The organism is Nonomuraea typhae, from assembly GCF_009760925.1.
Lineage (GTDB): Bacteria > Actinomycetota > Actinomycetes > Streptosporangiales > Streptosporangiaceae > Nonomuraea > Nonomuraea typhae.
The window spans coordinates 53,789-66,100 of record NZ_VRLV01000018.1 but is presented as its reverse complement, the minus strand read 5'-3'; the positions used below and the strand labels follow the sequence as shown (position 1 = coordinate 66,100).

Here is a 12,312-nt window from a genome sequence, read left to right as displayed (position 1 = left end):
ATTCCAAGCGGCCCTGCTGTGTCACATGGCGATATACCAGGTGCCATCGCGGATGTCTCGTGAGGTGTCCTTGTATATGTCGAACTGGTCCAAGTCCCACATCACGGCTAGATGAGTAAGGCCTAAGTCGCTGCCATGCCAGTGCGGGGAAGACGAAGGGTGTCGAGGATCGATGTGTGACGAAAGACCTCAACACCCTTCTCACCGCACTGTACGTGGCGATCGACGACTGGCTGAAGACATCACCGCGTTCTGGGCGACCGCCGAGGCTGACCGATGCCGAGCTGCTGACCTTGGCGGTGGCCCAAGTCCTGCTCGGCATCCGGTCCGAGGCCCGCTGGCTGCGTTATGTGCCCGCCCACCTGCCCGGTGCCTTCCCGTACCTGCCCGGCCAATCCGGTTACAACAAGCGCCTGCACAAAGCCCTGCCCCTGCTCAAAGACGCCATCCGCGTCATCGCCGCCGATACCGACGTGTGGCACGACCCGCTCTGGATCGTCGACTCCACCCCGGTCGAATGCGGTCGCTCCCGCCCTACCGTGCTTCGCTCCGAACTGGCCGGCTGGGCCGGCTACGGCTACTGCCGCTCCCACTCCCGCTGGTTTTGGGGACTGCGCCTGCACCTCGTCTGCACCCCTGCAGGGCTACCCGTCACCTGGGCCCTGGCCACACCGAAAGTCGACGAACGCCAGGTGCTGATGGCCATCTGCGATCACGATCCCGCCCTGCTCACCGACCGCCCCGGCCTGCTGATCATCGCCGACAAGGGCTACGTCTCCGCCGAACTGGACGCCTATCTCGCCGAACGTGGCGTGCGGCTGCTGCGCCCGTCCTACCGCAACCACACACCCCGCCCCGGCGACCATCTGCTCAAGCCGATCCGCCAGCTCATCGAGTCCGTCAACCACACCCTCAAAAGCCAGCTCGACCTGGAACTACACGGTGCCCGCACCCCCTCTGGCGTCGGCGTACGCGTACCCCCAGCGGATCCTCGCCCTGACTACCGCGATCTGGCACAACCGCGCCACCGGCCAGCCCATCACACGCTCACTCATCGCCTACGACCACTGACCCGACTTAGGACTTACTCGTCTAGTTCTGCTGTAGCGCAGTCCGTCGGTTTCGCCAGCGCTTGGGCAGGCACGATGGCTGCAGCGCCAACCAGCAATGTGCCCGCTACGGCGAGTGTGGAGAGTACCCGCTTCACGCCTTTCGTGGGTCTTCGTCCTCCTTGGTGAGGCTCGGCTACGACTGAATACGGTGCGGGCGCCTTCTCCTGAGCCTTCCAGGGAGGAGGGAGCCTGCTTCTTCCCTTGAGGCGTGACAGGACGTTCCACCGCGTTCCAGCGGCGGACCTGTCCACTCTGGCCGTCCGAGGAGGACACCGTGCCGCCGTCGAAGAACGGCGCGAGTGGCATCCGCTGCTGGCAGTCGATGATGGCCATGTTCGCCGCCCGTAGCGTCTCCTCTCGCACGTACCACTCGGCGGTCCCGGGCGTCTGTGAGGGTGAGGTAGGTGACCACGCCGGGATCGCGCCGCGCTATCGCAGATGGTCAATGATTATCTGCGATAGCGTGGAACCCGTCCTGGGAGAACATCCCGCCGCGGGGCGGTGACTCCCGGCGCTTATCTGCGACAGCTGCCGGAGGGCTGCGATCGCGACGGTGCACCGGCTGACGCACCCTGTCGACGCCTTCCTGGCCACCATCCCCAACGCCAACACCGCCAAGGCGTACGCGATCGCGCTGCGCGCTCTGGCCGCCGAGCTCGGCTCCGCTGTGCCGCTGCCGGTGCTGGAAGGCGACGCGGGCGCCGACCGCGTCGCCGAATGGTTCGCCGGCCGTTGGTGTACGGCGGCCGCGGCGACGTTCAACGCGCGGATGAACGCGCTCGACTCCGCCTGTGCCTGGTGGCGGGATCAGAGCTGGCTGGCCGATGATCCGCTGCGCTGGCCACGCCGCCGGGCCCGCACGCTCAACCGCACCAGAGCACTGGATCGCGGCCAGGTGGAGACGCTGCTGACCCGCCAGGGCCTGCCGTTACGCGAACGGACCCTGTTTCGGCTGCTGTATGAGAGCGCCGCCCGGGCCGAGGAGGTCCTGGCCCTCGACGTTGACGAGCTCGACCTGCGCAACCGGCGGGCCCGCCTGGCGCTGTCGTCGGCTGACCTCGACCCCGGCTTCGGGCGGGCCCGGTTGTCCTACCGTCGCGCTGCCGTGCTGTTCGAAGCGGCCACCGCCGACCTGCCCGGTGGGCCGTACACGTTGCATCAGCTGCGCCACGGCGCTCTGATGCACGCTGCCGAGGACCGCGCGAACACCTCCACCCTGCTGGCCTACTCCGGTCACACCTCGGTCGTCTCGCTGGCCCGCTACACCCGGCTGTCGCCCAAGGCACTGGCACGCTGATAGCAGGGCGGAGACCCGGCCACGCGGCGCCGGTGACACCGGTTCCTCCAGGCCGGGGACACCGCCGCCCGTCGCACACGGCTCGGTCCTGCTCGTCCTCGGCGTCGAGATCGAGGGTTTCGGGGTCGCGTAGCGGGCGCCGGGCTCCGCCAAGTTCGTGGCGGTAGAAGGAGTAGCGGCCGTGCACGTTGATGTGCTTGCAGATGAACGGCGACAGCCGGGCCACGTCCGCCTCGGCCACCGAATAGCCTTGCTCGCGCAGCTGCGTGAGGGCGTCGTCGATGTAGGTGGTGTTCTACAGCACCAGGCAGTTCAACACGATGCCCAGAGCGCCGAGTTGGTCTTCCAGGCCCTCCCTGCAGGTTACGGATGCCTTTGATGTCGCGCCGCAGGTCCTCAGCTTCTGATCCGGCAGGCATTGACCGGCTTCTTGTCCGTGTCGTCGAGGAAGAACACCTTCTCCAGTTCCACCTGCGACGGCGGCCCGGAGTGCTGCCCATACCGCGCGGCCTCGCCGTCGCTCAGGAAATCGACCGACACGCACGGAAAGTAGGACAACCTCTACACGCCGTTATTGGATAATCAAACAGTTACACTATGATCACCCACTGTACGGATTGGTACGTCGTACTTTGACCCCGAGTCCATCGGTGGCCGTGGCCATTCACCACAGATTCTCCATCGATCTTTCATGCCGCCGCAGGGGTGGGTGCGTCACAGGGGCAGAGGGCGGTTCTCGACGACGTTAGGAGGCGTCCTTCCCGGTCTCCGGGCGGGCAGAGGCGGGAGCGGAATCGGAATCGGGGGCGGGGAAGGTGGCGGTGACGCGGAAGCCGCCCGCCGTGTCCGGGGCGGCGGTGAAGGCGCCGCCGAGCAGCGTGACGCGGCGCCGCAGCCCGTCGAGGCCCATGCCCGAACCGCTGCCCGCCAGCTCGGAGGCGGCCACAGGCGGCGTGTTGGCGATCGTCATCGTCATCGTGTGGCCGTGGTAGGCGACCTCGACCTCCACCCGCGTGCCGGGCGCATGTTTGCGCGCGTTGGTCAGCGCCTCCTGCAGCACCCGGTGAGCGGCCCGGGCGACCGCGGGCGTCACCGCCCCCGGCCGGCCGGTGACGCGCAGGGTGGCGGGGTTGCCCGCCGCGACCGCCCGGTCCACCAGCGCCTCGAGGCCGGGGCCCGTCAGCATGACCCGCGCGGGTTCCGCGGGTTCCCGGGGGTGGTCGTGGCGCAGGACGGTGAACAGGTCGCGCAGCTCACCGAGCGTGCGCGCGCCCACGTCACGGATGTGCTCGGCGGCGGACCGGACGGCCTGGTCGGGGGCCGACACCTTCAAGGCGCCCGCGGCCAGGACGATCTCCGTGACGTGATGGGTGACGATGTCGTGCATCTCCCCGGCCAGCCGTTGCCGTTCGTCCGCCTTGGCTCGCTCGGCCAGCAGATGCCGCTCCCGCTGCGCGCTTTGCGCCTGCTCGGCGAGTAGCCGCCGCTCCCGCTCCGCGCTCTCTGCCCGCTCGCGCAACGATCGCAGCAGGTCGCGGCGGGCACGGAGGTACAGACCGAGTACGGCGGGCAGAACGCTGGCGGTGAGACCGGCGTACACCGTCACCCAGTCCGGAGCCCACGGCCGGACGGCGAACAGCGCCAGCACCGTCACGTACGCCAGTGTCGTCCGGCGCGGCAGGGCGGTCAGGCACCACACGACCAGGGGTGTGCACAGCGGTGCCGTCACCGGCGTGGCCGGCTCGGCCGGGGTGAACGTCCCGGGAGTCAGGGTGTCCCCGACGGCCGCCATCGCCGTGGCCGCGCACGCCACCAGCGCCACCGTCCGGGGAAAGCGGCCCAGCAAGGGCAGGCAGGCGTCCACGGCCAGGCTCAGCGTCAGGCCGGCGGCCGGGCCGAGGGGACCGCCGGTGCGCTGGACGTACTGGTAGAGGGCCAGGTCGACCAGCATGAACGCGACCATGGCGGGGACCAGGAAGACCGGCGCCCTCCTGGCCTCGTCCGCCGGGGATGGGGTGCTCATGCCCGGTTGAACAGCTCGCACCGGGACGGCGACACCGTGGCGGTGCTGCCCGGCCGTTCGGTGATCAGGTGGGCCACCGGTTGGTCAGCCCGCCAGCGTGGCCACGCCTTGCCGTTCGACGACGGCGTGCCCGTCCACGCGAACGCGGTCCAGGCGGCCACCAGGTCCCGGGCCACCTGCCGCTGGACGGCGGTGAGCGGGACGTGCCAGCCGTCGAGGTCGATCGGCTTGTCCTTGACGTCGAAGAGGTAGGCCAGCTCCGCGCCGTGCCCGGCGCCGGCGGGGAAGCCGGGCGGCGCCGGGATGAACGGGGGCGCGGTGTCGTCGCCGAAGACGTAGGCGTAGACGGGGGTGCGCTTGGTGAGCTCGTCCTGGGCGGCCACGTGGGGGCAGGCGAAGATCGCGTCGGTGTAGGGCGCGGCCCAGGCTTCGGGCGCGCTGCCGTACCGCTCGCGGGGGTAGCGGCGGCCGACCTGGTCCGTCTGGTCGCCGAAGCCCTGGCGGAGCAGCTCGGGCAGGTTGGCGTCGGTGACCGGGGTGCCGAGCAGGCTCATCGCCACGGCCATCGCCAGCGCCTCCTTGGCGGTGTGGCCCGACAGGACCGGCACCCGGGCGAAGTTCCCGTCGCGCAGCGCCTGGTCGGGGGCGGTGGGAAGGGTGGCGCCGCCGTACGAGGCCGCCGTGAAGTACCCGGTCAGCTTCAGCAGCTCCTTGACCGGCTGGGCGCGCAGGCACGCCGGCATCCTGGCCTCCTCGCGGCAGCCGGCCAGCCCTGCGGCCGTCCGGGTGGCGGCGTAGGTCTCTTTCAGCGGCCGCCAGAACGGGAACCTCGGCGTGCCGAGGCCGACGGAGTTCGGCAGCAGGACCGTGCCGCACGCGCCGCTCTGCATGATCGCCTTGTGGAACAGGCCGCGGCTGGCGGGGGAGGTGAGGTGGCCGCAGGTGGCGATGCCGCCGCCCGACTCGCCGAACAGCGTGACGTTCCCGGCGGAGCCCCCGAATGCCGCCGCGTTCCTGCGCACCCAGCGCAGCGCCGCCTGCTGGTCCTGCAGCCCGAACGCGCCCCCGCCGGGCATCCCGGGCAGGGCCAGGTAGCCGAGCACGCCGAGCCGGAACTCCACGGTGACCACCACGACGTCGCCCTGCGCGGCCAGGCGGCGCGGGTCGTAGTCGGATCCCCGGCCCGCGGTGAACCCGCCGCCGTGCAGCCAGACCAGCACCGGCCTGGGCCTCGCACCCGGCTTCCCGGGCACGGTCACGTCCAGCGTGAGGCAGTCCTCGGCGTCGCTGCTCTCCTTCGGGTTGTCACTGGCCTGCGGGCACGCCGGGCCGGAGGTGGTCGCGGGCACGACACCCCGCCAGGCGGGCACGGGTTGGGGCGGCCGCCAGCGCAGCGTGCCGACGGGTGGCTGCGCGTACCGGATACCCCGAAATCTCAGGACATCTCCATCGGCGACCCCGCGCACCCACCCGCTGTCGAGTTTCACGTCGGGCCCGGAGACCCCGGCGGCCGCCACCCCGCAGCCCGTCATGAGCAGGAGCGCCCCCAGGGCGGCAACACCTCGTCGCATCGTCATGACCAGCACGCTACGAAGCGATCCGGCTGCCCCGATACCGCCGCAGGTTGCATCCGGCCGACCGAAGGTTGACGCGCTAGCGAGGAGCCAGCACGCAGAACTCGTTGCCATCGGGGTCGGCCATCACCACATGACCGGTCTCGCCCTGGCCGATGTCCAGGCGCCTGGCTCCGAGGGAGATGAGCCGTTCGACCTCCGCCTGCTGATCGCCGCCGGCGGGCGGGGCGAGGTCGAGGTGCAGCCTGTTCTTGCCCGTCTTCTCCGCCACGGGCGGACCACCCCAGGTGATCTTCGGGCCGCCGTGCGGCGAGCGGATCGCGGTCTCCTCGTTCTGGTCCCAGACCAGCGGCCAGCCCAGCGCCGCGCTCCAGAAGTACCCGACCTCCTGCGAACCGTCGCACGAGAGCGCCCCGAGGAACCCGCACTCGGCGAGGAAGTTGTTGCCCGGCTCGATGACGCAGAACTCGTTGCCCTCGGGGTCGGCGAGCACCACATGGCCCTCTTCCGGGCGCTGCCCGATGTCGATGTGCTGCCCGCCCAGCTCGAGCGCCCGGTCCACCGTGTGCTGCTGGTCCTCCAGGGACTTGCTGGTCAGATCGAAGTGGATCTGGTTCTGTCCGGTCTTCTTCTCCTGAGACGCGACGAACCGCAGCCGGAAGCCGGTGTCGTCGTCCGGCAGCAGCGTGATGCCTTCGACGGGATCGTCGGCCATCTCCCAGCCCAGGATTCCGGCCCAGAAGCGGGCGAGTCGGGCTGGGTCGTTCGCATCGAAGCTGAGCGCGACGAGCTGGGAAGTCATCCCGCATCTCCTATCTGCCGTTTCACAAACGCAGGCCAAGCTAGCCCGCTCGACGACGCCGGCGCCAACGCTTTTCCAGCAAGACATTCCGGCACAGAGGCCATCGGGCGTTCAATCGGCGTTCACGGACGCCCCCTAGCCTGCCGGGGGTGAGAGGCAAGCTCCTCATCCTGGCCGCCGCGTTGTCGCTGGCCGGATGCGGCATACAGGTGGGCGGCCAGGCGTCGATCCTGGACAAGGACGAGCTGATCGTCGCGGTCAAATCGGACCAGCCCGGCCTCGGGCTCAGGACCGGGGACCGGTTCGAGGGCTTCGACGTGGACGTGGCCTCCTATGTCGCCAAATATCTGGGTAAGAAGGTCACCTTCGTCGAGACGACCTCCGAAGGGCGCGAGGACAAGCTGCGCTCCGGGGCCGCGGACATGGTCATCGCCACCTACTCCATCAGCCCGCAGCGCAAGGCCGAGGTGACCTTCGCCGGGCCGTACTATGTCTCGCGCCAGGACATCCTGGTGCGCAAGGAGACCACCGACATCCGCGGCGTGCGCGACCTGGAGGGGCGCAGGCTGTGCCAGGCCAAGGGGTCGATCTCGGCCTCGCGCGTGGTGGTGGGGCGCCGGGTCATGGCCGACCTCGTCCCGGCCGAGACCTACGGCGCGTGCGTGGACCTGCTGCGCTCGCGCCAGGTGGACGCGGTCTCCACCGGCGACCTGATCCTGGCGGGATTCGCGGCCCGGGACGAAGGGGCCTACACCATCGTCAACGCGCCGTTCACGGAGGAGCGGTACGGCATCGCCCTGCGCCTGGGCGACGTGGCCGGGTGCGAGGAGGTCAACCGGGCCCTGACCGAGATGTACCAGAGCGGGGCCGCGGCCGGGCTTCTGGAGCGGCGGTTCGGCTCGACGGGCCTGCGGTTGACCACCTCGGTGCCGCAGTTCGAGGGATGCGAGTGACGGTCAGAGCTCCCGGCGCAACACCATGCCGGGCCACTCGCCCACGGTGAAGGGCTTCTCCCGGGTGAACCCCCAGCGCTCGTAGTAGCGCACCAGGCGTCCGTCGTCACCGGCGTAGCAGTCCACGCGCAGCACCTTCACCCCGCGTTCCCGGGCCTCGGCCAGCGCCCAGTCCAGCAGCGCGCCGCCGACGCGGTTGCCTGCGAAGCGCTGGTCGATCACCAGGCCCTGCACGTACAACTCCGGCTCGGGGTCGGGCTCGACGTACGGCAGGGGCGGGCCGACCACCACGCAGCCGGCGGGTTCGCCGTCGATCTCGGCGATGCGCATGCCCTCGCTCCCGGCCCAGCTCCGCACCTGCTCCTCGCGTTTGACGTTCCCGGTGAACGGCTCGCTGCCCCATTGCCCGGTGCGGCCCTGCGCGGTGAGCCAGGCGACGGCGCTGTCGAACATGGCGAGTACGGCCGGCGCATCGGGCGGGCCGCCTTTCCTGATCTTCATGGCCGCCAGGGTACATTTCCTAGAAATCAGGTAGGAAATATTGCCAATGTGGACCTGCGCGTTTATCGTGATGATCGTGAACCCAGGCCTGACCCGTCGCGCGCACATCGACTTCTGCCGCGTCGCCACCGCACAGTGTCGCCGGCTCTAGCGCCGTAACCCTGTCACCTTGTTTCGCCTGGTTGAAGGACGATTCCGCATGCCCGCAAAACCCCGCTCCCTGCTGGCCGCCCTGCTGCTGACCACCCTGCTGGCGGCCTGCGGCCAGGCCGGCGGACAGACCACGAACGCCCTGGCCCCCGACGCGCCCCTGCCCACCGCCGTGCCCAAGGGCACCAAGCTCATCGTCGGCGACCCCGTCACCAAAGTGGCGCTGACGCTCTCCGGCGAGATCGGCACGTTCTCCTTCCCGATCGAGTGGGCCAACATCAGCGGCGGCCCCCAGACCTCCGAGGCATTCCGCGCCAACGCGCTCGACGTGGGCGCGGTCGCCGAGATCCCCGCCATCCACGCCACCTGGACCGGCCTGCCGGTGAAGATCATCGCCTCGAAGTTCAGGAAGGACCCGCTGGCGCACCCGACCTACGAACTCGGCATCGCCCCCGGCGTCCCCGTCAAGACCCTGGCCGACCTGCGCGGCAAGAAGATCGCCTACAGCCCCGGCCAGGCCCAGGGCGCGCTCATCCTCAAGGTGCTCAAGCAGGCCGGGCTCACCACCAAGGACGTGACCCTGGTCGAACTGCCCAGCACCGGCGACGTCTACCCCAACGCCCTGGCCAGCAAGCAGGTCGACGTCGCGCCCATCGGCGGGGTGTACATCAAGCGCTACACCGCCAAGTGGGGCAAGGACGGCGCCACCACCATCCGCCACGGCCTGCGCGACGACCCGAGCCACCTCTACGTCCGCACCGAAACCCTGAAAGACCCCGCCAAGGCCGCCGCCCTGCGCGAGTACGTGGCCGCCTGGGTGCGCGCCTCCCGCTGGATCTACGAGCACCCCGAGGAGTGGATCGCCGGCTACTACGTCAAGGACCAGGGCCTGACCCCCGAAGACGGCCGGTACCTCGTCGACCTGACCGGCGAGCCCGACCTGCCCACCGACTGGAGCGAGGCCGTCGCCCGCCACCAGGAGACCATCGACATCCTCGCCGCCGAGACCGGCAACCAGCCGATCAAGGCCCAGGACCTCTACGACCTGCGTTTCCAGACCGTCCGGGACGGTGCCTGATGTTGCTGACCACGCCCCCCGACCTCCTGGTCCAGGCCCGCACCCGCCGCAGCCTGCGTCCCGGCCGCCCGCTGCGCGCCGGCTTCCTGTACGGCCCGGCCCTCCTGCTGGCCGCCTGGGTCGCCGGCTCGGCCACCGGCCTGCTCGACCCCCGCTTCCTGTCGGCCCCCTGGACCGTGCTCAGCAGCGCCGGCGAGCTGATCGCCAACGGGCGCCTGCAGGCCAACCTGCTGTCATCGGTCCAGCGCGTCGGACTCGGCCTGGCCTTCGGCATCCCGATCGGCACCCTGCTGGCGCTGGTCTCCGGCCTCAGCCGGTGGGGCGAGGCGATCATCGACGGCCCGGTGCAGATCAAACGGGCGGTGCCCGCGCTGGCCCTGATGCCGCTGCTCATCCTGTGGCTCGGCATCGGCGAGGGCATGAAGGTCACCGTGATCGCGCTCGGCGTCGCCGTACCCATCTACATCCACACCCACAACGGCCTGCGCAGCATCGACAGCCGCTACGTCGAGCTGGCCGAAAGCGTGGGGCTCGGCCGCGCCGCGTTCATCCGCAAGGTCGTCCTGCCCGGCGCGCTGCCCGGGTTCCTGCTGGGCATGCGCTTCGCGGTCACCACCGCCTGGTTGTTCCTCGTGGTCGCCGAGCTGATCAACTCCACCACCGGCATCGGCTACATGATGGATCTGGCCCGCACCTACGGCCAGACCGACGTCATCCTCGTCGGCCTCGTCCTGTACGGCCTGCTCGGGCTGTTCTCCGACGCCGCCGTCCGCCTCGTGGAGAGGAGGGCGCTGTCATGGCGGCGCACGCTGGCCGGCTGACCGCGGCCGTCCGCATCCAGGGCCTGACCCGCTCCTACGGCGAGCGCGTCATCCTCGACGCCCTGGACCTGGAGATCCCCTCCGGCGAGTTCGTCGCCCTGCTCGGCCAGAGCGGCTCGGGCAAGAGCACGCTGCTGCGCGCGCTGGCCGGGCTCGACCACGACGTCGTGGGCACCGGCCTGGTCGAGGTGCCCGAGCAGGTCTCGGTCGTCTTCCAGGACGCCCGCCTGCTGCCCTGGCAGCGGGTGCTGGACAACGTCGTCCTCGGCCTGGACGGCGCCGCCGGCAAGGGACTGGCCAGCCTGGAGGAGGTCGGGCTGGGCGGGCGCGAGCGGGCCTGGCCCAACGAGCTGTCCGGCGGCGAGCAGCAACGCGTGGCCCTGGCCCGCTCCCTGGTGCGCGAGCCGCGCCTGCTACTGGCCGACGAGCCGTTCGGCGCCCTGGACGCGCTGACCCGGCTGAAGATGCACGCGCTGCTGCGCCGGCTCTACGAGCAGCATCGGCCCGCCGTCCTGCTGGTCACGCACGACGTGGACGAGGCCATCGCGCTGGCCGACCGCGTGCTGGTGCTCCAGCGGGGGCGCATCGCCGCCGAACAGCGCCTGGACGGCGCCAGGAGCCACAGCGAGATCCGGGCCGAGCTGCTGCGCGCGCTCGGCGTGACGGGAGAACCCCGATGAGACAGCTCAACCTGAACCTGTTCGTCTACCCGGCCGGCCACCACGAGGCCGCCTGGCGCTTTCGCGAGGCCAAGCCGGAGCGCGTGCTCGACATCGCCTACTACCAGGAGCTGGCCCAGCGCGCGGAGGAGGCCAAGCTGGACGCCGTCTTCTTCGCCGACGGCCCCTCGCTGCCCGACAACGTGCGCTACGCCAGCCGCTTCCGGCTGGAGCCGTTCACCTGGCTGTCGGCGATCGCCGCGGTCACCCGGCGCATCGGCCTGATCGCCACCGCCTCCACCACCTACCTGGAGCCCTACAACCTGGCCCGCCTCTTCGCCTCCCTCGACCATCTGTCGGGCGGGCGCGCGGGCTGGAACATCGTCACCACCGGCGCCCCGCAGGCCGCGCAGAACTTCGGCCTGGACGAACACCCCGTGCACGCCGAGCGCTACGGCCGCGCGCACGAGTTCCTCGAGGTGGTGACCGCGCTGTGGGACAGCTGGGAGGACGACGCGCTCGTCATCGACCAGGCCGGCGGCGTCTTCGCCGACACCGGCAAGATCCACACGATCGACCACGCGGGCGAACGGCTGCGCGTGCGCGGCCCGCTCAACACCCCGCGCTCGCCGCAGGGCCGTCCCGTCTACGTGCAGGCGGGCTCCTCCGAGGACGGCAGGGCCTTCGCCGCCCGCCACGCCGAGGCGATCTTCACCGCCCACCAGACGCTGGAGAACGCCCGCGACTTCTACGCCGACATCAAGGCCCGCGTCAAGGCGGAGGGCCGCGACCCCGCCCTGGTCAAGGTGCTGCCCGGCATCAGCCCGTTCATCGGCTCCACCGAGGCCGAGGCCAGGGCACTGCAACAGGAGTTCGACGAACTGACCCAGCCGGAGTATTCGGTGCAGCAACTGCGCCAGTTCCTCGGCATCGACCTGAGCGGCCACGACCTCGACGGCCCCGTGCCCCGCGAGAAGCTGCCCACCCACGAGCAGCGCGGATACGGCAGCCGCTTCGGCGTCGTCGTGGACATCATCGAGCGCGAGAACCCCACCATCCGCCAGCTCCTGCACCGCCTGGCCGGCGCTCGCGGCCATTGGGTCACCGCCGGCACCCCCGAGCAGATCGCCGACCGCATCGAGGAATGGTTCACCGGCGGCGCCGCCGACGGCTTCAACGTCATGCCGCCCTACCTCAACGGCGGCTTCGAGGTCTTCGCCGACCACGTCCTGCCCATCCTGCGCTCGCGCGGGCTGTTCAGGAGCGAGTACGGCGGCGCCACGCTCCGCGACCACTACGGCCTGCCCCGCCCGGCCAGCCAGTACGCCTGAGAGAGGGGAAC

At 70.5% G+C, this 12,312-nt stretch carries 12 protein-coding genes and 2 pseudogenes; 7 read left to right on the top strand and 7 right to left on the bottom strand.

The genetic code is table 11. From position 1 onward, the window contains the following. Nucleotides 1–176: 176 nt before the first annotated feature. Nucleotides 177–1,071 (top strand): annotated as a pseudogene (locus FVE25_RS45005) (IS982 family transposase). On the opposite strand, the gene FVE25_RS57205 reads toward FVE25_RS45005, so the two are convergent. Next, nucleotides 1,059–1,532 carry a Tn3 family transposase gene (locus tag FVE25_RS57205; RefSeq protein WP_425489527.1) on the bottom strand — a complete coding sequence of 158 codons (474 nt, stop codon included), beginning with the start codon at nt 1,530–1,532 and terminating at the stop codon, nt 1,059–1,061. The pseudogene FVE25_RS45005 and the gene FVE25_RS57205 sit on opposite strands and share 13 nt — an antisense overlap. Before the next feature lie 133 nt (nt 1,533–1,665). Here FVE25_RS57205 and FVE25_RS44995 point away from each other — a divergent pair, with 133 nt between their 5' ends. Continuing rightward, the gene (locus tag FVE25_RS44995) at nt 1,666–2,409 is read left to right on the top strand and encodes a tyrosine-type recombinase/integrase (protein WP_219825933.1); all 744 of its coding nucleotides are present in this window, start codon (nt 1,666–1,668) and stop codon (nt 2,407–2,409) included. Nucleotides 2,410–2,593: 184 nt separating this feature from the next. On the opposite strand, the pseudogene FVE25_RS57200 reads toward FVE25_RS44995, so the two are convergent. The 5 genes and pseudogenes from FVE25_RS57200 to FVE25_RS44970 form a co-directional block, all read right to left on the bottom strand. Beyond that, a pseudogene (locus tag FVE25_RS57200) lies at nt 2,594–2,692 on the bottom strand (Tn3 family transposase); the annotation flags it as partial. A 113-nt stretch (nt 2,693–2,805) separates the two neighbouring features. Then, the gene (locus FVE25_RS44985; protein ID WP_157253671.1) at nt 2,806–2,949 is read right to left on the bottom strand and encodes a DUF4158 domain-containing protein; all 144 of its coding nucleotides are present in this window, start codon (nt 2,947–2,949) and stop codon (nt 2,806–2,808) included. A 205-nt stretch (nt 2,950–3,154) separates the two neighbouring features. Further along, on the bottom strand, nt 3,155–4,432 hold the full coding sequence (locus FVE25_RS44980; RefSeq protein ID WP_157253670.1) for a sensor histidine kinase: 1,278 nt from the start codon (nt 4,430–4,432) through the stop codon (nt 3,155–3,157). Continuing rightward, the gene (locus FVE25_RS44975; RefSeq protein ID WP_157253669.1) at nt 4,429–6,009 is read right to left on the bottom strand and encodes a carboxylesterase/lipase family protein; all 1,581 of its coding nucleotides are present in this window, start codon (nt 6,007–6,009) and stop codon (nt 4,429–4,431) included. The genes FVE25_RS44980 and FVE25_RS44975 overlap by 4 nt, the downstream gene beginning before the upstream one ends. 76 nt (nt 6,010–6,085) lie before the next feature. Beyond that, complete coding sequence (locus FVE25_RS44970) at nt 6,086–6,808, bottom strand: VOC family protein (RefSeq protein WP_157253668.1); 723 nt, start codon at nt 6,806–6,808, stop codon at nt 6,086–6,088. 149 nt (nt 6,809–6,957) lie between these two features. Between FVE25_RS44970 and FVE25_RS44965 the strand changes: the two genes are divergently transcribed. Further along, nucleotides 6,958–7,761, top strand: a complete 804-nt coding sequence (locus FVE25_RS44965) for a glutamate ABC transporter substrate-binding protein (RefSeq protein WP_157253667.1) — start codon at nt 6,958–6,960, stop codon at nt 7,759–7,761. 3 nt (nt 7,762–7,764) lie between these two features. Here the strand turns inward: FVE25_RS44965 and FVE25_RS44960 are convergent, their stop codons facing one another. Then, nucleotides 7,765–8,262: a GNAT family N-acetyltransferase gene (locus tag FVE25_RS44960; protein ID WP_157253666.1), complete on the bottom strand. Its 498-nt coding sequence runs from the start codon at nt 8,260–8,262 to the stop codon at nt 7,765–7,767. A 199-nt stretch (nt 8,263–8,461) separates the two neighbouring features. Between FVE25_RS44960 and FVE25_RS44955 the strand changes: the two genes are divergently transcribed. Genes FVE25_RS44955 through FVE25_RS44940 form a run of 4 tightly spaced genes read left to right on the top strand, consistent with a single transcriptional unit; the run spans nt 8,462 to nt 12,301 of the window. After that, the gene (locus FVE25_RS44955) at nt 8,462–9,490 is read left to right on the top strand and encodes an ABC transporter substrate-binding protein (RefSeq protein ID WP_157253665.1); all 1,029 of its coding nucleotides are present in this window, start codon (nt 8,462–8,464) and stop codon (nt 9,488–9,490) included. After that, complete coding sequence (locus FVE25_RS44950; protein WP_157253664.1) at nt 9,490–10,311, top strand: ABC transporter permease; 822 nt, start codon at nt 9,490–9,492, stop codon at nt 10,309–10,311. Before FVE25_RS44955 ends, FVE25_RS44950 begins: the two co-directional genes overlap by 1 nt. Beyond that, nucleotides 10,287–10,991 (top strand): ABC transporter ATP-binding protein, encoded by a 705-nt coding sequence (locus FVE25_RS44945; RefSeq protein ID WP_157253663.1) that lies wholly within the window; start codon nt 10,287–10,289, stop codon nt 10,989–10,991. The genes FVE25_RS44950 and FVE25_RS44945 overlap by 25 nt, the downstream gene beginning before the upstream one ends. Continuing rightward, on the top strand, nt 10,988–12,301 hold the full coding sequence (locus FVE25_RS44940) for an LLM class flavin-dependent oxidoreductase (RefSeq protein ID WP_157253662.1): 1,314 nt from the start codon (nt 10,988–10,990) through the stop codon (nt 12,299–12,301). The genes FVE25_RS44945 and FVE25_RS44940 overlap by 4 nt, the downstream gene beginning before the upstream one ends. Nucleotides 12,302–12,312: the final 11 nt, after the last annotated feature.